At 64.2% G+C, this 20,041-nt stretch carries 19 protein-coding genes and 1 tRNA gene; 11 read left to right on the top strand and 9 right to left on the bottom strand.

Annotated elements, in window-relative coordinates; translation table 11 throughout:
* Together QZ329_RS11330 and QZ329_RS11325 are read right to left on the bottom strand one after the other, a co-directional pair.
* A partial coding sequence (locus QZ329_RS11330) for a class I tRNA ligase family protein (protein WP_295752666.1) occupies positions 1-1,407 on the bottom strand: 1,407 nt, incomplete at its 3' end.
* A gap of 473 nt (positions 1,408-1,880) precedes the next feature.
* Positions 1,881-2,054 (bottom strand): hypothetical protein, encoded by a 174-nt coding sequence (locus QZ329_RS11325; RefSeq protein WP_295752664.1) that lies wholly within the window; start codon positions 2,052-2,054, stop codon positions 1,881-1,883.
* 124 nt (positions 2,055-2,178) lie between these two features.
* On the opposite strand from QZ329_RS11325, the gene QZ329_RS11320 reads away from it, so the two are divergent.
* Positions 2,179-2,391: a helix-turn-helix transcriptional regulator gene (locus tag QZ329_RS11320; protein WP_295752661.1), complete on the top strand. Its 213-nt coding sequence runs from the start codon at positions 2,179-2,181 to the stop codon at positions 2,389-2,391.
* Between the two features lie 52 nt (positions 2,392-2,443).
* On the opposite strand, the gene QZ329_RS11315 is transcribed toward QZ329_RS11320, so the two are convergent.
* Positions 2,444-2,785, bottom strand: a complete 342-nt coding sequence (locus QZ329_RS11315) for a hypothetical protein (RefSeq protein ID WP_295752659.1) — start codon at positions 2,783-2,785, stop codon at positions 2,444-2,446.
* Positions 2,786-2,959: 174 nt separating this feature from the next.
* On the opposite strand from QZ329_RS11315, the gene QZ329_RS11310 reads away from it, so the two are divergent.
* Positions 2,960-4,333, top strand: coding sequence for an MATE family efflux transporter (locus QZ329_RS11310; RefSeq protein WP_295752657.1), 1,374 nt, complete (start codon positions 2,960-2,962; stop codon positions 4,331-4,333).
* 137 nt (positions 4,334-4,470) lie between these two features.
* Here the strand turns inward: QZ329_RS11310 and QZ329_RS11305 are convergent, their stop codons facing one another.
* The gene (locus QZ329_RS11305) at positions 4,471-5,493 is read right to left on the bottom strand and encodes an alpha-hydroxy-acid oxidizing protein (RefSeq protein WP_295752655.1); all 1,023 of its coding nucleotides are present in this window, start codon (positions 5,491-5,493) and stop codon (positions 4,471-4,473) included.
* 135 nt (positions 5,494-5,628) lie between these two features.
* Between QZ329_RS11305 and QZ329_RS11300 the strand changes: the two genes are divergently transcribed.
* A complete protein-coding gene (locus tag QZ329_RS11300; protein ID WP_295752654.1) occupies positions 5,629-5,802 on the top strand; it encodes a DUF6774 domain-containing protein in 174 nt (57 codons plus the stop codon).
* Between the two features lies 1 nt (position 5,803).
* On the opposite strand, the gene csaB is transcribed toward QZ329_RS11300, so the two are convergent.
* Positions 5,804-8,032, bottom strand: a complete 2,229-nt coding sequence (csaB, locus tag QZ329_RS11295; protein ID WP_295752653.1) for a polysaccharide pyruvyl transferase CsaB — start codon at positions 8,030-8,032, stop codon at positions 5,804-5,806.
* A 119-nt stretch (positions 8,033-8,151) separates the two neighbouring features.
* On the opposite strand from csaB, the gene QZ329_RS11290 reads away from it, so the two are divergent.
* Positions 8,152-8,637 carry a DUF4330 domain-containing protein gene (locus QZ329_RS11290; protein ID WP_295752650.1) on the top strand — a complete coding sequence of 162 codons (486 nt, stop codon included), beginning with the start codon at positions 8,152-8,154 and terminating at the stop codon, positions 8,635-8,637.
* 325 nt (positions 8,638-8,962) lie between these two features.
* On the opposite strand, the gene hydA is transcribed toward QZ329_RS11290, so the two are convergent.
* Positions 8,963-10,339 (bottom strand): dihydropyrimidinase, encoded by a 1,377-nt coding sequence (gene hydA, locus QZ329_RS11285; protein ID WP_295752649.1) that lies wholly within the window; start codon positions 10,337-10,339, stop codon positions 8,963-8,965.
* A gap of 304 nt (positions 10,340-10,643) precedes the next feature.
* Between hydA and QZ329_RS11280 the strand changes: the two genes are divergently transcribed.
* Positions 10,644-12,515: a 5'-nucleotidase C-terminal domain-containing protein gene (locus QZ329_RS11280; protein ID WP_295752646.1), complete on the top strand. Its 1,872-nt coding sequence runs from the start codon at positions 10,644-10,646 to the stop codon at positions 12,513-12,515.
* 113 nt (positions 12,516-12,628) lie between these two features.
* On the opposite strand, the gene QZ329_RS11275 is transcribed toward QZ329_RS11280, so the two are convergent.
* Entirely contained in the window at positions 12,629-13,492 is an 864-nt protein-coding gene (locus tag QZ329_RS11275; RefSeq protein WP_295752644.1) for a pyridoxamine kinase, read from the bottom strand.
* 122 nt (positions 13,493-13,614) lie between these two features.
* Between QZ329_RS11275 and QZ329_RS11270 the strand changes: the two genes are divergently transcribed.
* The 6 genes from QZ329_RS11270 (at position 13,615) to QZ329_RS11245 (ending at position 18,201) form a co-directional block, all read left to right on the top strand.
* Positions 13,615-13,699 (top strand) — tRNA-Leu (locus QZ329_RS11270).
* 303 nt (positions 13,700-14,002) lie between these two features.
* Positions 14,003-14,923, top strand: coding sequence for a hypothetical protein (locus QZ329_RS11265; protein WP_295752642.1), 921 nt, complete (start codon positions 14,003-14,005; stop codon positions 14,921-14,923).
* A 57-nt stretch (positions 14,924-14,980) separates the two neighbouring features.
* Positions 14,981-15,610, top strand: coding sequence for an NUDIX hydrolase (locus QZ329_RS11260; protein WP_295752641.1), 630 nt, complete (start codon positions 14,981-14,983; stop codon positions 15,608-15,610).
* Positions 15,611-15,706: 96 nt separating this feature from the next.
* On the top strand, positions 15,707-16,714 hold the full coding sequence (locus tag QZ329_RS11255) for a DUF4349 domain-containing protein (protein ID WP_295752639.1): 1,008 nt from the start codon (positions 15,707-15,709) through the stop codon (positions 16,712-16,714).
* Positions 16,715-16,794: 80 nt separating this feature from the next.
* On the top strand, positions 16,795-17,541 hold the full coding sequence (locus tag QZ329_RS11250; protein WP_295752637.1) for an MBL fold metallo-hydrolase: 747 nt from the start codon (positions 16,795-16,797) through the stop codon (positions 17,539-17,541).
* 3 nt (positions 17,542-17,544) lie between these two features.
* Positions 17,545-18,201, top strand: coding sequence for an HAD hydrolase-like protein (locus QZ329_RS11245; protein WP_295752635.1), 657 nt, complete (start codon positions 17,545-17,547; stop codon positions 18,199-18,201).
* 105 nt (positions 18,202-18,306) lie between these two features.
* Here the strand turns inward: QZ329_RS11245 and QZ329_RS11240 are convergent, their stop codons facing one another.
* Together QZ329_RS11240 and QZ329_RS11235 are read right to left on the bottom strand one after the other, a co-directional pair.
* A complete protein-coding gene (locus QZ329_RS11240; RefSeq protein ID WP_295752633.1) occupies positions 18,307-19,017 on the bottom strand; it encodes a DUF421 domain-containing protein in 711 nt (236 codons plus the stop codon).
* Positions 19,018-19,087: 70 nt separating this feature from the next.
* Positions 19,088-20,041 (bottom strand): acyltransferase family protein (locus QZ329_RS11235; protein ID WP_295752631.1); only part of this gene is annotated, 954 nt, incomplete at its 5' end.

Genomic DNA, 20,041 nt, shown 5'->3' with positions numbered 1-20,041 from the left:
CACGGGGATGGGCAGGCCCCAGCGGCGCTGGCGGCTGATGCACCAGTCCGCCCGCTCCCGAATCATGGACTTCATCCGGTCGATGCCCCACTTGGGGACCCAGCGGACTTCCTCGGCGGCGGCGATGGCCTGGTCCTTAAAGGATTCCACGGAGCAGAACCACTGGGGCGTGGCCCGGAAGATGATGGGGCTCTTGCAGCGCCAGCAGTGGGGATAGCTGTGGACGATGTCCTCCTGGGCGAAGAGCATGCCGCTCTCCTTCATGTCCTGGAGGATGACGGGGTTGGACTCGTCGGTGGACATGCCGGCGTATTTTCCGGCGTAGTCCGTGTGCCGTCCCTGGTCGTCCACGGGGACCACCATGTCCATGCCATAGCGTTTGCAGGTCTGATAGTCGTCCGCGCCGAAGCCGGGGGCGGTGTGGACGCAGCCGGTGCCGCTGTCCATGGTGACGTAGTCCGCCAGCAGCAGGCGGCTGGTCTTGGGCAGGAAGGGGTGGTCCGCCAGCATGTTTTCAAAGAAGCTGCCGGGATGGGTCTCCACGATCTCCCAGGAATCGAAGCCGCCCAGGCCCATGACCTTCTCCGTCAGGGCCTCCGCCATGATATAGTGCTCGCCGTTGGAGGCCCGCACAATGGCATAGCTCTCGGCGGGGTGCAGGGCGATGGCCAGGTTCCCCGGGAGGGTCCAGATGGTGGTGGTCCAAATGACGAAGAAGAGCTTGCTCTTGTCATAGGCCGCCAGCTTCCCCTGATCCTCGTGCATGGGGAACTTCACATAGACGGTGGTGCAGGGGTCGTCCTGATACTCAATCTCAGCCTCGGCCAGGGCCGTCTCGTCGTGGGGGCACCAGTACACGGGCTTGAGGCCCTTGTAGATATACCCCTTCTTGTACATGGCCCCGAAGACCTTCACCTCCTCGGCCTCAAAGCCGGGGTCCATGGTAAGGTAGGGGTGGTCCCAGTCGCCCACCACGCCGATGCGCTTGAAGGCGTCCCGCTGCACGTCCACATAGTGGGCGGCGAAGTCGCGGCAGGCGGAGCGGAAGTCGGGAATGCTCATGGCCTTGTGGTTGAGCTTGTTCTGCTTGATGATGTTGGACTCGATGGGCATGCCGTGGTTGTCCCAGCCGGGGATATAGGGGGTGTAGTAGCCCCGCATGGCGTAGGACCGGGTGATGATGTCCTTGATGGCCTTGTTCATGGCGGTGCCCATGTGGATGGACCCGTTGGAGAAGGGAGGGCCGTCGTGGAGGTTAAAGAGGGGTTTGCCCTCGTTTTTCTTGAGAAGCTCGTGATAAAGGTCCTCGCTCTCCCAGCGCTTCAGCATCTCCGGCTCCCGCTTGGGCAGGCCGGCCCGCATGGGAAAGTCCGTCTTGGGAAGGTGAATGGTCTTGTTGTAGTCCATGGGTAGATTCCTCCTTGTATTATAAAGAATATTGATTACAAATTGTAAGAACTTTGGCGGGGTTCCGCTCCGGGAAGGGGAGGACGGGCTCCGGCGACGCGGGCCGGATGGTCGGCGCATACATAGGGCGGCCTCCTTTCCAAAAGATAAAAAGCGCCCCGTCTCCCGTAAGAGACAGGGCGCGTCCACGCTCTGCGATACCACTCTTCTTGCCGCTCCCTTGCGGGAAACGGCCCCTCATGGCCCGCCACCACGGGCCGGCGGAGTAACGCCCACCGCACGTCCTTGCTTACTCGTTGTTCAGCAGGAGGCTCCAAGGTGATGTTCACCGCTTCCTCCCCGCCGCCTTGCACCGTTCCGGCGGCTCTCTGAGGGGGAGGGAAAGGGCTACTCGTCCTTATCCACGCCAAAATGTTCAGTTCCACCTTATAATATCACGTTTCTCCGGTTTGTCAACCGTCTGAAAGACTTTTTTATTGGTAACGGTAGCGCTGGGCCGTATAGCCGTCCACGCAGCTTTGAAACAACTCATAGCTGTGGAACTCCAGCAGCTGGCAGCCAGGCTCCTCGTGAAAGGAGACCAGCCGCCGCCGGGTGTCTACCCAGATGCGCCAGACCTGCCGCTTTGTTTTTGGTTTCTTTGCCAAGGCGATTCCCCCGTCCTGTTGAGCTGTCTCCCATTTTATGCGATTTTCGTATAAAAATCAATATGCAATTTTCGCATATCCTAGAATGGGGACGATTTGGAGAAACCGGAAAGGGGAGAGGACTATGTACCGGCGGCTGCGGGACCTCAGGGAGGACCGGGACCTGCCTCAGCGGGTGCTGGCGGAGCTGCTTCACGTCTCGCAGGCCACCTATTCCCGCTATGAGAGCGGAGGGCTGGACATTCCCAGCGGAGCGCTGATCGCCCTGGCGCGGTTTTATCACACCAGCATTGACTATCTGGTGGGCCTGTCGGACAATCCGGAGCCCTACCGCTGAGCGAAAGAAAGAGCGGGGGCCGCTCCCGCCGGAACAGCCCCCGGAACGCGCCTTATCCCTTGCAGCCGCAGGAGGGGGGGCAGCCCTCCGCGCAGGAGATGGTGGGCTCGCAGGCGTTCATGCAGATCTCGTATTTAACCGGGATGGTGACGCAGATTCGCTGGGTGACGGTGATGGTGCTGCTGGCGCCGCAGGAGTCGGACACGCAGTTCACCGACGGCGCGCCCTGACAGGACACCGTGACGGTGCCCAGGGAGGCCGCGGGTACCAGGGTCACCGGGGCGGTGACGTCGACACACTGTGTAACAATTTTATTGCAGCCGCTGCCAAGGCAGCAGTCCTCGCCCTGACAGGGGAGGATGGCCTCATGCTCATAGGCTTCGTTGATACGCAAAGGGAATCCCTCGTTTCCTGGAAATTGCACCCGAAGAAGGGGTACTGCTCCAGTGTATGCGGCGGGGACGTCCGCCGTCTCTCTTTTTAAAATGCCGCTTTCACTTTTGGAAAGACCGTGCTATACTAAGATGAAAATGTAAAAAAAGACGGGATATTGGGAAGGGGGCCGCCTATGGACGGCAGAATGGACGAAAAACAGGAACAGAAATTTCATCAGATGACGGAGACGCCCGTCAGCCGGCTGATCTGCCGGCTGGCCGTGCCCTGCATCATCAGCATGCTGGTCACGTCTTTCTACAATATGGCGGACACCTTCTTTGTGGGGATGCTGAAGAGCAACAGCGCCACCGGCGCCGTGGGCGTGGTCTTCTCCCTCATGGCCATCATCCAGGCCGTGGGCTTTTTCTTTGGCCACGGCAGCGGCAATTTCATCTCCCGGGAGCTGGGGAAGCAGAACTATGAGGAGGCCAGCAACATGGCCGCCACGGGCTTTTTCTCCGCCCTGGCGGCGGGGGCGCTGATCTGCGCCCTGGGCCAGCTGTTTCTGGAGCCCCTGGCCGTGCTGCTGGGCTCCACCGCCACGATTCTGCCCTATACCAAGGCCTATCTCCAGGTCATCCTCTTCGGGGCCCCGTGGATGACCTCCTCCCTGGTGCTGAACAACCAGCTCCGCTATCAGGGCAGCGCGGCTTACGCCATGGTGGGCATCGCCAGCGGCGCGGTTTTGAACATCGCCCTGGACCCGATTTTAATTTTCACACTGCGCCTGGGGGTGGCCGGGGCGGCCTGGGCCACCATTGTCAGCCAGTTCGTCAGCTTCTGTTTGCTGCTGGCGGGCTGCACCAGGGGCGGGAACCTCCATCTCCATATCTCCCGGGTGAAGCGGAAGCCGGAGTACTATGTTCAGATCGTCCGGGGCGGCCTGCCCTCCCTGGCGCGGCAGGGCCTTGCCAGCGTGGCCGCCATCTGCCTGAACCGGGCCGCCGGAGCCTATGGCGACGCCGCCATCGCCGCCATGGGCGTGGTCCAGCGGATCACCATGTTCGGCGGGTCCGCCATGATCGGCTTCGGCCAGGGCTTCCAGCCCGTCTGCGGCTTCAACTACGGCGCGAAGCTCTACAGCCGGGTGAAGGAGGGCTTCTGGTTCTGCGTGAAGACCTCCACGGTGTTTTTGCTGGCGGTGAGCGCCCTGGGTTTCGTCTTCGCCCCCCGGCTCATCGCCCTCTTCCGGGACGATCCGGAGGTTGTCGCCTGCGGCGCCATGGCGCTGCGGTGCCAGTGCGTGACGCTGACGGCCATGAGCTGGACCACCATGAGCAACATGATGCTCCAGACCATCGGCAAGACGGCCTCCGCCACCTTCCTGGCCATGGCCCGGCAGGGGATTTTCTTCATCCCCCTGGTCTACATTCTCTCGGCGGCTCTGGGGCTGCTGGGAGTGGAGATGACCCAGGCGGTTTCAGACGTGCTGACCCTGGCCAGCGCCATTGTGATTCAGCGCCGGGCCCTGCGGGAGCTGGACGCGCTGGAGCGCGCGAGCGCATAAGCATTCGAAAAGGCGGCGTCCGGAAGGACGCCGCCTCAGCGTGTCAAAAAACGCAGAAGATTGACGCAGCGGGAAGGAAGAGAGCTGCGAGAGGAACCCAGGAGGGGTTCCCTGCCTCCCTGCAACCCTGCTGCCTGTCAATACCCAAAGATCATGTCCCGCCGGATTTCCGCCAGGGAGTGGGCCCCGCACATGGCCATGGCGTCGGCCAGCTCGGCTTTCAGCTTGTCCACGTAGACCTGCACGCCCTCCGCGCCGCCGCCGTAGACCATGTTTACGAAGGGCCGCCCGATGAGCACGGCGTCCGCCCCCAGGGCCAGGGCCTTGAACACATCCAGGCCGGAGCGGATGCCGCCGTCCACCAGCACCGCCATCCTGCCTCCCACGGCGTCCGCGATGGCGGGAAGGACCTCAGCGGTGGAGGGGCACTGGTCCAGCACCCGGCCCCCGTGGTTGGAGACCACGATGCCGCTGGCCCCGGCCTCCAGAGCCTTCTCCGCCCCCCGGACGGTCATGACGCCCTTGAGGAGGAAGGGCGTTCCCTCCATCATGCCGGCGATCTCCTTCAGCTCCGCCACGGTCTTGCTCCCCGCTGGGGGCTGGAGGTTTTTCAGGAAGGGCAGGCCCGCCGCGTCGATGTCCATGGCGATGGCGAAGGGCTTCGCCGCCTGGATGAGGGCCAGCTTTTCCCGGATGGTCTCCAGGTTCCAGGGCTTGACGGTGGGCACGCCCCGGCCCCCCTGCTTTTTCAGGGCCCCGGCGGCGGCCTCCATGACGGCGGGGTTCGTACCGTCGCCGGTGAAGGCGGCGATGCCCGCCTGAGCGCAGGCGGCGACGAGGATGTCGTTATAGGCCAAATCGTCGTACTTGTCCCCGTAGTGGAGCTGCATGGCCCCCACCGGGGCGGCGAAGACCGGGAGATCCACCTTCTGCCCGAAGAGGGTGAAGGAGGTGTCCACGGGCTTGTTCTCGCAGATGGTGTCCATGTTGACGCACAGCTCCTGCCACTTCTGGTAGTTGCGGATGAAGCCGGTGCCGGCGCCCTTGGCCCCGGGGCCGGGTATGGCGCTGCGGCAGCCCAGGCCGTTGCAGACGGGACAGGACTTGCAGTAGGGGCCCATAGAGCCCCGGGCGTTTTCCAAAACTTCCTGATAGGTCATGTCGGGTTCCTCCAGATATGTAAAATTTTCAGGCTGCGGGTTTTCTTCGATTGTACAGGAAACGAAAGGAAAAGACAAGTGGGGGCGGACACACAGGTCCGCCCCTTTTACATAGACTGTTAACGGTGATGTTCTATGACCAATCCAAACTGCGACCCCCTGGCCCTGACCACCGCGGTAAACTCCCTGGCGGTGGCCGTCGCCAGCCGGCTGAACGACCAGGAGCTGGGCCTGGTGGGGGCCATTTTGACCCAGCTGGGGGATACCCTGGAGACCATTGCGGCCCAGCGGGAACTTTGCTCCCGCTGAGCTAGGCTTCCAGCAGCCGCCTGGCCACGTCCACGTTTCCCCGCTCCAGATCCCGGAGCTTCCGGACCGCCTGCTCCTGGGCCTGCTTGTCTCCGGCCTGGGCGGCGGCCTGGTCGATCATGGCCTGGAGACGCTCCGCCGTCAGCGTCTCCAGGTCCGTGAAGTTCTCCTGCCCGATATACCGGAGGAAGGCGGAGACCTTGGGATCATACACCACCCCCGCCAGGGGGATGCCCTGCCCGGCGGCGAAGATCAGGGCGTGGAGCCGCATGGACACCACCACCTCCATCCGGGACAGGGCCCCGATGATGGTGCCGGCGGTCTTGGCGTCGTCCAGGAAGTAATGGGGCGCGTCCCCCAGGGCCTGGGCGGCCAGCCGGGCGGCGGAGGGGTCCTGCCCCTTTTCCACCGCCGTAAAGACGGGGGTCAGTCCATAGCGCTCCCAAGCGTAGCGGGCCGCCTCGCCGAAGAGGGAGGCCCGCTCCTGGAATCCCGGCCAGGGCCGGAGGGCGAAGCAGATATACTTCCCCCGGGGGGGAATCCCCGCCCGCAGCAGCACGCTGTCCGTCTTCTCCTCCGGGGCGGGAGCCAGCGTCAGGGCCGGGTCCGCCGTCAGGTGAATCTCCGGCTTGTCCACGCCCATGGATTTCAGCTCCTCCAGGGAGTCCGGCTCCCGGAGGGTGATGACGTCCACGTTCCGGTTCAGCACCTTGGCCGCCAGCTTCCGGTGATTTTCCCGCTTGACGGGACCGATGCCGCAGCCGTACATCTGCACGCCGCACCCCGCCCATTTGGCGGCGCGGATGTTCATGAGGTAAAACCACAGGGACCGGCGGGAGGTCACGTCCTGAATGAGGCTGCCGCCGCCGTTGATATAGAGCTTCGCCCGCCCCATGGCCCCCAGCCAGCCCGGGAGGTCCATCCGGCTGACGGCGCGGACCCGGTAGCTCAGGCGGGTGCTTTTGGGGTTTTTGGAGATGACCGTCACCGGCAGGTCCGGGTCGATGGAGCGCATCTCCTGGAGGATGGCCTCCAGAATGGCGTCGTCCCCGGCGTTGCCCCGGCCATAGGCCCCGCAGATCACCGCGCCGTCCCGCCGGGCCTTGGGGCGGCTGTGGCGGCGGAGGATTTCCTGATAGATGCGGAGCTGAGTGTCTACGGTCTTTTCAATGGAGAACTGCGCGGAGGCCTTTTCAAAGAGCTTCTCTCCCATCTCGCGGCGGAGAGCCGGGCCGTTTCCCAGGGCGGCCAGCCGGTCCCCCAGGGTCTCCCAGTCCCGGGGCGTGAAGAGGAAGCCGTTGACCCCGTCGTCAATGAGGTAGGGGATGCCCCCCACGGCGGTGGAGATGGTGGCCAGGTGAAACCGGGCCCCTTCGGTGAGGGCGTAGGAAAAGGTCTCGGACAGGCTGGTCAGCACGTTGATGTCCAGGGCGCTGTAGAAACGGTCCATGCCGCCGCTGATCCACCCGGCAAAGGCGACCTGGTTCTCCACGCCCAGCTCCCGGGCGAGGTTTCCCAGCTTCTCCCGCTCCTCTCCGTCCCCGGCGATGACGAGGCGCAGTTTTTCGCAGGATTCGTGGGCCCTGGCAAAGCCCCGAATGAGGGTGGACATGTCCTTGACGGGGTTCAGCCGGGCGGCGATGCCCACCACCACGGAGTCCGCCTCCACCTGGGCCCCCAGGGAGCGGAGATAGGACAGCCGGTCCCCCTGGTCCGGGGCGGGGGTGAAGTCGATGCCGTTGTAAATGGCGAAGAAGCGGTCCGCCGGGAAGCCCCGGGAGATGAGGAGGTTCACCATGGCGTCGGACACGCCGATGCGGTAGTCCAGCCGCCGGAGGGCCCAGGTGTTGATGACGCCGAAGGTGCAGCGGGCCAGGGGGCGGCCCATATAGTCGATCTTATAGTCGCTGTGGATGGTGGTGACCACCGGCAGTCCGGTGACGCCCCGCAGCAGGGCCCCGATCATGTTGGCCCGGGCCCCGTGGCAGTGGATGAGCTCATAGCCCTCCCGGCGGATGTAGTCCGCCAGCTGCCGGCGGACCTTCAGGATGTGGTTGCCTCCGCAGATCATGGTGGGGATGCCCAGGGCCCGGGCCTCCTCGGCGAAGGGACCGTCCCGAAAGCAGACCAGCTGGGCGGTGATGGTCTCGTTAAGGCGCTGGAGGAGGCTCAGGACGTGGGTCTTGGCCCCGCCGGAGTCGCCGCCGCTGATAAGGTGGATGACGTTCATAGTAAAAATCCCCTTGTGATTTTGTGAAACGTATTATATAATATTTTTCGTGCCTTGTCCATAAGGCCGCATTCATTACAAACGAGACGGCGGGAAGCGCCCGCTTACGGAGGTCAAGCATGGAACAGAAGAACGCGTTTCGCATTGGAAAGTTCAACATCATCGACATCGTCGCCGTAATCCTGATTCTGGCCGTGGCGGTTTACGCCGCCGCGCGGCTTCTGAACCGGGGCGGCAGCATTGAGGTGCCCACGACGGAGATTACCTACGTGGTGCGGGTCCAGAATGTGGCCACGGAGCTGTACGAGAATTCAAAGGAGAACCTGCCCTCCCCGCTGATGGCCTCCGGGGCCCGGCTGAACGGACGGATCGAGTCCGTGGAGATGACCCCCTGGCTGGTCCTGGGCCCCGACGGGCAGTGGTATGAGGACCCGGACCATGTGAACCTCTATTTCACCTGCACCGCCACTGTGCCCAAGGAGGAGGTCATGACCACCAAGGTGGGGGAGCAGGAGGTCCGCATCGGGAAGACCGACTACATTATGAAGAGTGAGACCGTGGAGTTCCAGAACGGCACTGTGGTGGACGTCCGGTGGGGCGAGTGACAGGACCTGCCTGGCAGGAAACCATGGTTTGAAACCTGGAGGACGAGAAGGGTGCTGGCGGTTCTCGGTTTGCCGGCGCTGGACGGCGCCGCAAAGAAGATGCGCGTCCCCATCTACGAGCTGGCAGATGGGGAGTGGGAGCCCCTTTCCTGAATAACCCTGAACAACAGAGAGCGGCGGGCCCAGGAGGGTCCGCCGCTCAGCGTGTCAAAAAACGCGGAAGACTGACGCAACGGGAAGGAAGAGAGTTACGAGAGGAACCCGGGAGGGGTTCCTCTCGTGTTTAATCAGAAGTTTTTCAAACCTTTTCTCTCAAGAACAGGAACTACAGCATACATTTCCCCCGGGCCATGTACTTGCCCTCGGGGGCGGAGACCAGCACGTTTCCGTTCTCCGCGGCCAGCCTGCCCCGGAGCCACACCTGCCGGATGCCGCCGTCTGTGGCGAAGCCCTCAAAGGGCGTGTAGCCGGCGGCGGAGATGCAGTCCTCCGCCTGGATGACATGGCCGCCGCTGGGGTCGTAGACCACGATGTCCGCGTCGCTCCCGGGCTGAAGGATTCCCTTCCGGGGGAAGAGACCGTAGAGCTTGGCCGGGTTCTCGCTGAGGAGGCGGCACATCTGGGCCACGCTGATCTTCCGCTTGGCCACGCCGCAGGACCACATCAGCTCTCCCCGGGTCTCCACGCCGGGGAGGCCGCCGGGAATCTTGGTGAAGTCCTCCCGGCCCATGGCCTTCTGCTCCAGCGTGAAGGAGCAGTGATCCGTGGACACGGTCTGGATATCCCCCCGGCGGAGGGCCTTCCACAGCACGTCCTGTTCCCGCTTGTTCCGCAGGGGCGGAGCGCAGACGTACCGGGCGGCGTCGGTGAAGGCGTCCTGGTGGTAAAGACTCTCGTCCAGGGTCAGATAATGGGGGCAGGTTTCCACATAGACGGTCTGGCCCCGCTTCCGGGCCCGGAGAACCTCGTCCAGCGCCTCGCCGTTGGTGAGGTGGACGATGATGACGGGGGCCTCCGCCGCCTGGGCGACCCGGAGAAGACGGGCCACGGCCTCCGCCTCCAGATAGGGCGGACGGGTGGCGGGGTGGCTGGCGGGGGAGAGTTCCCCGGCGGCCTTTTTCTCGGCGATCATGCCGTCGATGACCCCGGCGTTTTCGCAGTGGACGCCGCAGACGCCCCCCAGGGTCTTCAGCTCCTTCAGCGCCCAGTAGAGGTCCCGGTCCCCCAGCAGCATGGCAGGGTAGGTCATATACATTTTGAAGGAGGAAATGCCCTGGGCGAACATCTCCGGCAGCTCCCGGCGGATGCCCTCGTTCCAGTCGTCAATGGTCATATGGAAGCCGTAGTCGCAGAAGGTCTTCCCTTCGGCCTTCTCCCGCCAGCGCTCCAGCCCGGCGGCCAGGGACTCCCCTTTGTTGGGGCAGGCGAAGTCGATGATGGTGGTGGTGCCCCCCCGCAGGGCCGCCCGGCTGCCGGAGGCGAAGCCGTCGGCGGTGACGGTGCCGGCCACCTCCAGATCAAAATGCGTGTGGGCGTCGATGAAGCCGGGGAAGAGGACGCAGCCGGTGACGTCCAGCACGCGGTCCGCCTCCGCCTTCAGTCCACGGCCCAGGGAGACGACCTTCTCCCCCTCCATGAGCAGGTCGGCCCGCCGGACGCCCTTGCCGGAGACCACGGAGCCGCCCTTGAACAGTGTGCGCATATGTGTTCCTCCGTTTCAAAATGATGGATGGACCTGTCGCGAACTTCCAAAATATCAACCGCCGTCCGGCAGATGCGGGCGGCGCGCAGCCGCGTCTTCCTTCCCGCTCTGCACCGCCCGTATCCGCCTCCGCTGCTGTCGAGATTTCTGGAGTTTGCTATAGTATAGCACAGCTTGGACCGTTGTGGCAAAAATTTTTTCCCAAATGGGAAAACTTTGCGCTTTCTATTTGGAAAATATGTGTTATAATGGCATCAGGACACGCGGACGTCCGTCCGCCCCAGAAGAAAGAGGAGGTAAAAGAATGCAGACTAAGAAAATCCTGTCCCTGCTGCTGGCTCTTGCGATGATGTTCTCCCTGGCCGTCACCGCCAGCGCCGAGGGGGAGGACGAGAGCCTGGAGGGCTCCATCGTCATTCTCCACACCAACGACGTCCACGGCGGCATCGCCGGGTACGCCAAGGTGGCCGCGCTGAAGGCCGAATACCAGGCCAAGGGCGCCTACACCCTGCTGCTGGACGCCGGCGATTTCATCCAGGGCGATCCCACCGTCAGCGTCAGCCAGGGCAAGACCGCCGTGGAGCTGATGAATATGGCGGGCTATGACGCCGCCACCATCGGCAACCACGAGTTCGACTATGGCTACGCCAACTTCCAGGAGATCACCAAGGACGCCAAGTTCCCTGTGGTGGCTGCCAACGTGCTGGTGAACGGCAAGGCGGACAATCCTCACACCATCTTCACCGCCGAGGGCGGAAAGAAGATCGGCGTCTTCGGCCTGAGCACTCCCGAGACCGCCACCAAGGCTCACCCCGCCAAGATTCAGGGCGTGACCTTCCCCGCCGGCGCGGAGATGTTTGCCATCGCAGAGGCTGAGGTGAAGGCCCTGGAGGCCGAGGGCTGCGATTACATCGTGTGCCTGGGCCACCTGGGCATTGACGACGAGTCCACCGGCAACCGCTCCATCGACCTGATGGAGAAGGTGGAGGGCATCGACGTCTTCATCGACGGCCACTCCCACTCCACTCTGGAGGAGGTCAAGGCGGCCGCCGGCGACAAGCCCATCACCTCCACCGGCACGAAGCTGGCCAACATCGGCGTGGTGACCATCGACGCCGAGGGCGCCATTACCATGGAGAACGTGGCCACCGAGGGCCTGGCCGGGGACGAGGCCATCGCCGCCCGGGCCGCCGCCATCCAGAAGCAGATCGACGACGATTACGGCGCCGCTTTTGCCAAGACCGAGACCCTCCTCAACGGCGAGCGGGACCCCGGCAACCGCACCGAGGAGACCAACCTGGGCGACCTGATTACCGACGCTTTGGTTTGGGGCGCGGAGAAGAATGGCGAGACTGTGGACGCGGCCGTCACCAACGGCGGCGGCATCCGTGCCGCCATTGAGGCCGGGGACATCACCAAGAAGGATGTCAACACCGTCCTGCCCTTCGGCAACACCCTGAACATTGTCAAGGTCACCGGCAGCGAGCTGCTGGAGGCCCTGGAAGCCTCCACCTACTGCACCCCCACCGCCGTGGGCGGCTTCCCCCAGGTCAGCGGCATTGAGTTCACCGTGGACACCGCCAAGGAATTCGCCGAGGGCGACCTGTATCCCGGTTCCACCTATCACAAGCCCGCCTCCATCAACCGCGTGAGCATCGCCACCGTGGGCGGCAAGGCCTTTGACGAGAAGGCCACCTATTCCATTGCCACCAACGACTTCATGGCCGCCGGCGGCGACACCTACTACGCCTTTGCCGCCGCCTCCGCCAACTATGATCTGGGCATCCCCATGGATGAGGTCCTGATGGACTACATCAAAGAGGCGCTGAACGGCACCGTCACCACCGCCGCCTATGGCGAGCCTGCGGGCCGCATCACCGTTCTCACGGCCGCCCCCGCTGAGGAGCCCGCCCCCGCTGAGGAGCCCGCCCCCGCTCCCGAGCCGGTTCCCGAGCCCGCTCCGGAGCCCGTTCCCGCTCCCGAGCCCGCTCCTGTCCCCGCTCCCGCCGCTGAGGGCGACTATGTCGTCAAGTCCGGCGACTGCCTGTGGAGCATTGCCCAGAAGGCCTATGGCACCGGCCGTCAGTGGCAGGTGATCTACAACGCCAACAAGGACGTCATCAAGAACCCCAACGACCTGAGCGTGGGTCAGGTTCTGGTGATCCCCGCGGCGTAAGCGGACCTTTTCCGGCATACGAAAGGCGCTCAGAGCATGGCTCTGAGCGCCTTTTTTGCGCGGGTCCGCCGCCGGGGGGAAGGCGGTCTCTTGGGTGGGGGCGGCGGGTGAACTCAGCCCTCCCGCCGGGGAAGCAGATTTCCCAGCAGCGGCTCGAAGTCCACGCCCTCCTGGAGAGAGAGGCCCTGGTCCACTGTCCGCACGGCGCAGGCGTGGATGAAGTCCACTGCCAGGGCGGCGGCGCGGCAGAGGGAGTCCCCCCGCATCAGCCCCCCGGTGAGAACGCTGGCGAAGATGTCCCCGGTGCCGTGGAGGGGGTGGGCCACGAACGTGGTCTGGACAGCCTCCGCCCTTCCGGTCCGGGCGTCAAAGCACATGGCCCCGGTTTGTCCGGGGGACAGGGCCGCCCCGGTGAGAGCCACGGAGCGCTTCCCCCCCAGGCTCAGGGCCTCCGCCAGTTCCCGCAGGGCGGCCTCGTCGTGAAGAGCCCGGCCCCCGTCCAAAAGGTCCCCATAGTCCCGGCCCAGGAGGAAGGCGGCCTCCGTCAGGTTGGGGGTGATGACGTCCGCCAGGGCGGCAAGGCGCTCCATTCCTGCGCACATGGCGGGGGTGTAGGTCTGGTAAGCCCGTCCGTCGTCCCCCATGACCGGGTCCACCACCACCAGGGTGCCGGGAGTCCGGAAGGTGCGGATGAAATCCGCCACGATGCCGATCTGCTCCTCACTGCCCAGAAAGCCGCTGTAGATGGCCTGGAAGTGAAGACCCAGGGACTTCCAGTGCCGGGCGGCTTTGGGAAGCTCCTCGGTCATGTCCAGAAAGGTGAAGCCGGTGAAGCCCCCGGTGTGGGTGGAGAGAAAGGCGGTGGGCAACGGGCAGCACTGCACGCCCATGACGGAGAGAATGGGGATGACCTCCGTGAGGGAGCAGCGGCCAAAGCCGGAGAGATCGTGGATAACGGCGGCACGGGGAGTGGGCATGGCGGGATTCCTCTTTTCGTTGAATGGATGGGGACTATTGTATAACGGATCGGGGAAAAGCGCAAGGTGGAAAATAGGGGTGGACGGCGGGGAGGGGTTGTGGTATACTACGACTTGGTTATGCGCCCGTGGTGAAATTGGCAGACACGATGGATTTAGGTTCCATTCCGGCGACGGGTAGGGGTTCAAGTCCCCTCGGGCGTACCAGCTCAGGAATTCCCCTTACCGCTGCGCTTCCCGCCCCGAAGGGGCGGAAAGCTCCGCCGGACGGGGAATTCCTTCGCCTTCAACTGCGGACCGCTGCGCTGGGTCCGCAGTTGATTTTTTTGCGGGGGACGAGGGACGGGGGACGAGGGACGGGGGACGGGGGACGAGGGACGAGGGACGGGGGATGGAAAAAAGGGCTTGCGGTTTGGGAAAAATGTGGTATGCTGGTATTTGTAGAGTTGACGGTTGGAGCGGAACTTCAACTTCTTTGAGTTTCTTTAGTTTTGATAATGAGGTGAGCGTATGATTGGCGGAATTTCCGGTGTCGGCGGCTTTGGTATGGGGTATGTCGGGTCCTTTTACAGGACGCGGCTGGCTGAGAATGTCCGAAATGCACAGGACGCCCAGCAGGCTCGGACAGGTCAGACTTGGACGGCGCGGAAGGCACCTTCCCCTGGTACGCCGGTGCAGCCTGTGGACGCGGCGGTTCCGGTCTCGCGGGATGAGGTGTCCCTGCCGGAGCTGACGAAGCGGCTGGAGAACGATCCCGCCGCTATGGCCGGGCGGATGCGGATGGTCCGGGGCGAGGTCGGCCTGGAGGGGGTCTTTATGAAAGAAGGACTCTCCCCTGCGGAGAACTCCAGGCTGAACACCCTGGAGGGGCAGCTGTCCAGGGCTGAGGACGCTTTGGCTAAGAACGATTTGGAGGGCGCGGAGAATGTTCTGGAACAGGGCGCAGCGGAGGAAGACGTCCCCGGTCTGCCGGAGCTGAAGAGGGACGCCGTTTTGCCGGGTCAGGAGAAGTCGGAAGCGTCTCAGGAGGAAACCGCCCAGGGAGTGCAGAGCGCCCAGGAGGCCCTGGAGGAGGGCGAGTGCCAGACCTGTGAGGAACGGAAGTATCAGGACGGGTCCGACGACATGGGCGTCTCCTTCCAGACGCCCACCAACATCAAGCCGGAACAGGCGGCCTCCGCCGTCCGGGGCCATGAGATGGAACACGTCTACCGGGAACAGGCCAAGGCCGACCGGGAGGGGCGAAAGGTGGTCAGCCAGAGCGTGACCATGCACACGGAGATCTGCCCGGAGTGCGGAAAGGCTTTCGTCTCCGGAGGGACCACCCGCACCGTCACCAAGGCGGACACCGGCAACGCCGCGCAGCAGGACGCCGCCCGGCAGAATGAGGAAAAACAGAAGACGCGGCTCCCCTTCTCGGCGGTGGCGTGATCGATACCAGACGGGGCTCCGGAGACGGAGCCCTGTTTTTTAAAAGGAGGGCGTACCATGAACGAGACGAGGCGGACAAGCCCCTGGTTGGACTGGGCGGTGGAGCTTCAGGCCATGGGGCAGGCGGGTTTGACCTACAGCGAGGACCCCTTTGACCGGGAGCGCTTCCAGCGCCTGCGGGACATTGCCGCGGAGATGCTTTCGTACAAGACGGAGCTGCCCCTGGAGACGGTGAAGGACCTCTTCTGCTGCGAGACCGGCTACCAGACCCCTAAGCTGGACACCCGGGCCGCCATTATTCAGGATGGGAAAATTCTTCTGGTCCGGGAGAACACGGGGAAATGGTCCCTCCCCGGAGGCTGGGTGGATGTGAACGTCTCCGTTATGGAGAACGTGGTGAAGGAGGCCCGGGAGGAGGCGGGACTGGAGGTGGCGCCGTGGAGAGTCGTCGCCGTACAGGACCGGGAGAAGCACAACCGGCCTGTCTACGCCTGGAAGGTGTGCAAGATTTTCGTCCTCTGCACCGTGGTTGGCGGGGAGTTTCAGAGCAATATCGAGACCACGGCCAGCGAATACTTCTCCCTGGATGAGCTGCCGCCCCTGGCGGAGGAGAAGACCACGGAGGAGCAGATCCGCATGTGCTTTGACGCGTACCGGGCCGGGACCTGGGAGACGGTGATGGACTGAATGTTTGGAAAAACCCCGGAACCTTTCCTTCCCGTAATTCGTCTATATCAGTAAAGCCCTGAATGGAAGACGGGGCAGAAAAAGGAGGACGCACGGATGAAAAGAGGACTTGCCCTGATTTTGGCTGCCCTGCTGGCGGCCCTGACCCTTACCGCCTGCGGAGGAGGCGCCATGAGCGGATCGGACTCTGGAAGCGCCGGCCCTTCCGCCAGCAGCGGCGGGGCGAGCGGCGAAAATTGGAACAGCGCCGCGCAGGAGTGGGGCTTCGAGCCCGACGAGCCCCAGGAGGCCCCGGCGGACGACTTCGGGGACGGCGGCGGAGAGGACCGGCTGGCCAACGCCAAGATGGTCTACACCGCCAGCATGGAGGTGGAGACCACGGAGTTCGACAGCTGCTCCGCCGGGCTGGAGAGTCTGGTGGACCGGATGGGGGGCTATCTGGAATACGCCTCCACGGGAAGCTATGGCGACGGCCGCCGGAACGGCAGCTACACCGTCCGCGTTCCCTCCGCGCGGTTCAACGACTTTTTGAAGAGCGTGGGGGAAATCGGCCATGTGGTGGCGAAGGACCGGAACGCCCAGAACATCAGCGAGATGTACTATGACACGGAGAGCCGCCTGACGACCCAAAAGACCAAGATGGAGCGGCTTCAGATGCTGCTGGCCAAGGCGGAGAATATGGAGGACATCATCGCCCTGGAGAGCGCCATCGCCGAGACGGAGCTTCAGATCGAGCAGCTGACGGGCTCCCTCCGGCATTACGACGCCTTGGTGGACTTCGCCACCGTGGAGATCCGCCTCCGGGAGGTCGTCCGCCTGTCCACGGTGGAGGAGGCTCCGCCCACCTTCCAGAGCCGTCTGGGGAACGCCTTTGTGGATGGACTCCAGGCCTTTGTGGACTTCCTCCAGGGACTGGCCATTTTCCTGGCCTTCAACTGGCTTTGGATGCTTGTCCTGGCGCTGATCGTCCTTCTGGCGGTGCGGATTTCCCGGCGGAAACAGGCCCGGGGGACGGCGTCCTTCGGCGGGTCCGGCGGCCGGGAGAGCGGATTCTTCCGGCGGAAGAGCCAGGAGCCGAAAAACCCGGATGACAAACAGCGCTGAAACTGCTATACTGAAGGGGCGGACCCATGTCCGCCCCTGATTTTTTTCAATAACCTATTACCGATAAGGAGGATGCCGGTATGAAACTCACCTGGCTGGGCCACGCGTGCTTCCTGCTGGAGCAGGACGGCTATCGAATTCTGCTGGACCCCTACACCGGCGTGGAAGGCTACCCGCCCCTGGCGGAGACCGCCCGCCGGGCCGCCCTTTGGGAAGAACATGCCCGCCGGGCGGGAGAGGGCTTCTATACCCTGGCGAAAAAGACGCGGATCTTTGTGGAGGGAGAAACCCCGCCCCTGGCGGAGGAGGAACTCTGTGTCCACAAAATCCTGTGCAGCCACGGCCACTTTGACCACAACGCCGCGGACCAGGCGGAGGAGGTCCCCTTCGACGGCGCCTGCCCCTTCTCCATCCGCAGGGTGGAGACCTTTCACGACGGCGAAGGCGGGACCCTCCGGGGAGGGAATACCATCCACATCCTCTCGGCGGGCGGCGTCACGGCGGCCCACCTGGGGGACCTGGGCCACCAGCTGACGGCGGAACAGGCCGCCGCCATCGGCCATCTGGACGCGGCGCTGATTCCTGTGGGCGGCGTCTACACCGTGGACGCCCAGGAGGCCAAGGCCGTCTGCGAGGCGCTGAGACCCCGGTGCGTGGTGCCCATGCACTACCGCCATGCCCCTTACGGCCTGCCCAACGTGGGCGGGGCGGAGGCGTTTTTGTCCCTCTGGCCCGCCGGCGAGGTGCGGCGGCTGGAGGGCCCGTCCCTGGAACTGGACGGGAATGCCCGGGGCGTGACCGTGCCAAAATTCTGTGAGGAGAGCTGACATATGTATCGCTACATTTTATTTGACCTGGACGGCACCCTGACGGATTCCCGGGAGGGCATCCTCCACTGCGTCCGGGAGACCGTCGCGGAATACGGAGACCCGGCGCCGCCGGAGGAGACGCTGCTCCGCTTTATCGGCCCGCCTCTCCAGGATTCCTTTATGCGCTTTTGCGGCTACAGCGCGGAAAAGGCGGCGGACGCCGTGGAGCGTTTCCGCCTTCACTACGAGCCCGTGGGTCAGTACGAGAACCGGGCGGCCCCCGGCATGGCGGAGGTCATGGGCCGCCTGCGGGAGCGGGGGTATGTGCTGGCCCTGGCCTCCTCCAAGCCGGAGAATCTCTGCGTGTCCATCTGCGCCCGGTTCGGCTTCACGCCCCATCTCTCCGCCCTGGTGGGCAGCCCGCCCAACGGGGACTGGGAGAAGGAGGACGTGGTCCGGGAGGCCATGCGGCAGCTGGGGCTGACGGAACAGGACCTGCCCCAGGTGCTGATGGTGGGGGACCGGAAGTTTGACGTGCTGGGGGCCCGGGCCTGCGGCGTGGCCTGCGCCGGGGTGGAGTTCTTCGGCTACGCCCCGCCGGGAGAGCTGGAGGAGGCCGGAGCCGTGGCCGTGGTGGACACGCCGGAGGCGCTGGAGGAATGGATTCTCTCCCATTGAGGCGGGCGGAGACCCTGAAAACATGACGTGCGGGGGAGGGGCTTCGTCCCCTCCCATTCTCTTGGGGCTGCCATGCTTCGAGGGAGACGGGACAAAGCCCGTTCTCTATGAGCGCTCCGGCTTTCGCCTCGGGTCCCGGGGAAAAACGGTCAAATCCTCCCCGCCGCCCCAGAGGGCCAGGAAGACCTCCCCCTCGTCCCGGTAGCCCTGGCGGAGGAGGGAGCGGCGGACCCATTCATCCTCCTTCCCGGACTGGCGGAGGTTGCCGCGAAGCAGCTTTCCGTCCATGATAAAGGGAGTCTGGACCTGGGACTGGGCGGGATTTTTGTTCAGGTCCGCCGGCGTGGCGGGGCGGTCCGTCTCCTTGGGCAGGAAGCTGACGGTGCCGTTGTGCTCGAAGACCGCCGTCTGGAGCTGGCTGAGGTCGAACCAGCCGCCAATGCGGCAGTAGGTCAAAAACTCGTTCAGGTCCAGCTTGGCCTTTTTCAGGTTCTCCCGATAGATCACGCCGTCCTCCAGCAGAACCAGAGGCCGCCCAGTGACGACGGAGCGGATTTTCAGGGATTTGCAGCAGAGAATGGAAATGGTCACGGCCACCAGACCGTAGACGATGAGGGCGGTGAGGGGCTTGTGAGGCTCCTCCAGTTCCGTGGCCAGCTCTGCGGCGGCGGAGCCGATGGTGATGCCCACCACATAGTCGAACATGGTCATCTGGGACACCTGTTTCGCCCCCATCAGCTTGGTGAGAAGGAACAGGGCCAGAATGGACAGCAGGGTCGTCAATACGGTCATGCCAATGTCTTGCAGAAGCTCCATCAAAAACGCCTCCCGTGGCAGATGTCAGTGGATGACAGTATGCCGCAGGAGGCGAATTTTATTCGGACGGTCAAATCAGCCAGCGCCGGACCCCCGGAACACGGGAGAGCAAGGCGTACGTCCCGCAGCCGCAGGCCAGAAGCAGGACGGAGACCAGCGGCACGGCGAGCAGTACCGGCCCGTCCGCCGCCCGGAGGCCGTGGCGGGCGAAGAACTGCAAAAAGAAGACGTGGGTCAGGAAGACGCAGAAGGAGGCTTTGGAGACATAGGTCACGGCGCGCCCGGCCCGCTCCGGAAGGGGGACGGACTGGCACAGGCCCCAGATTCCAAGGGCCTCCAGAAAGACCCCGGCGCCCATGCCCTCCAGAAAGTGGCCGTCCGTCTTTCCCGCGGCGGCGGAGGCGGCCCAGGTTCCGCCGAAGGTCAAAAGAAAGCCCGCCAGCAGCAAAGCGCAGCTTTCCCGCCGGGGGCGGGGGTGGGCAGCCGTCTGCCAGTACCCCAGCAGGGTGTAGCCGATGGAGGCGTAAGCCATGTTCATCCGCCACTGAACCGGAATGCCCGCCAGCAGCGTGAAGGGCCAGAAGGTCCGAAGGGTGGGGTACAGAATGCCCAGAAGGAACCAAAGCCCCAAGGCGTATTCCAGAAGCCGCCGGTCCCCATGGCGGGCAATCAGCCGGGTGACGGGGAGGAAGGCGTAAACCAGGAGCATGATGTGAAGATAGTAAAGATGCTCCTCGTGGCGAAAGAGAAGGAGGTTCTTTGCCGCCGCCTCCAGGTCCCAGGGGGTGAGGCTGTCCATCAGCGCCAGGAACGCCAGCTTATAGCAGGCGGCCCAGAAGAAGAGGGCCGCCAGTATCCGGGGCATGGTCCTGGTATAGAGCTTGCGGAGGGTCATCTCCCGCTCCGGCGGCAGCAGCAGGGCCCCGCTGGCCATGAGGAACAACGGCACCGCAGGGCGGGCAAGCGCGTTCCAGAACAGGGCGGACAGCCAGGAGGCGGAGAGCGCCCGATTCAGACACCCGGC

Source organism: uncultured Oscillibacter sp. (assembly GCF_910579365.1).
Lineage (GTDB): Bacteria > Bacillota > Clostridia > Oscillospirales > Oscillospiraceae > Oscillibacter.
Note: the sequence above shows the minus strand (reverse complement) of the source record. Positions and strands in the feature narration are given on the sequence as shown.

Excerpts from the sequence above, each read along its gene's own strand:
- QZ329_RS11245 (WP_295752635.1), top strand. The coding sequence starts at position 17,545 with ATGTATCGCTACATTTTATTTGACCTGGACGGCACCCTGACGGATTCC.
- QZ329_RS11255 (WP_295752639.1), top strand. The coding sequence starts at position 15,707 with ATGAAAAGAGGACTTGCCCTGATTTTGGCTGCCCTGCTGGCGGCCCTG.
- QZ329_RS11305 (WP_295752655.1), bottom strand. The coding sequence starts at position 5,493 with ATGACCTATCAGGAAGTTTTGGAAAACGCCCGGGGCTCTATGGGCCCC.
- QZ329_RS11265 (WP_295752642.1), top strand. The coding sequence starts at position 14,003 with ATGATTGGCGGAATTTCCGGTGTCGGCGGCTTTGGTATGGGGTATGTC.
- csaB (WP_295752653.1), bottom strand. The coding sequence starts at position 8,032 with ATGAACGTCATCCACCTTATCAGCGGCGGCGACTCCGGCGGGGCCAAG.
- QZ329_RS11290 (WP_295752650.1), top strand. The coding sequence starts at position 8,152 with ATGGAACAGAAGAACGCGTTTCGCATTGGAAAGTTCAACATCATCGAC.
- QZ329_RS11310 (WP_295752657.1), top strand. The coding sequence starts at position 2,960 with ATGGACGGCAGAATGGACGAAAAACAGGAACAGAAATTTCATCAGATG.
- QZ329_RS11240 (WP_295752633.1), bottom strand. The coding sequence starts at position 19,017 with ATGGAGCTTCTGCAAGACATTGGCATGACCGTATTGACGACCCTGCTG.
- QZ329_RS11280 (WP_295752646.1), top strand. The coding sequence starts at position 10,644 with ATGCAGACTAAGAAAATCCTGTCCCTGCTGCTGGCTCTTGCGATGATG.
- QZ329_RS11275 (WP_295752644.1), bottom strand. The coding sequence starts at position 13,492 with ATGCCCACTCCCCGTGCCGCCGTTATCCACGATCTCTCCGGCTTTGGC.
- hydA (WP_295752649.1), bottom strand. The coding sequence starts at position 10,339 with ATGCGCACACTGTTCAAGGGCGGCTCCGTGGTCTCCGGCAAGGGCGTC.
- QZ329_RS11250 (WP_295752637.1), top strand. The coding sequence starts at position 16,795 with ATGAAACTCACCTGGCTGGGCCACGCGTGCTTCCTGCTGGAGCAGGAC.
- QZ329_RS11320 (WP_295752661.1), top strand. The coding sequence starts at position 2,179 with ATGTACCGGCGGCTGCGGGACCTCAGGGAGGACCGGGACCTGCCTCAG.
- QZ329_RS11300 (WP_295752654.1), top strand. The coding sequence starts at position 5,629 with ATGACCAATCCAAACTGCGACCCCCTGGCCCTGACCACCGCGGTAAAC.
- QZ329_RS11260 (WP_295752641.1), top strand. The coding sequence starts at position 14,981 with ATGAACGAGACGAGGCGGACAAGCCCCTGGTTGGACTGGGCGGTGGAG.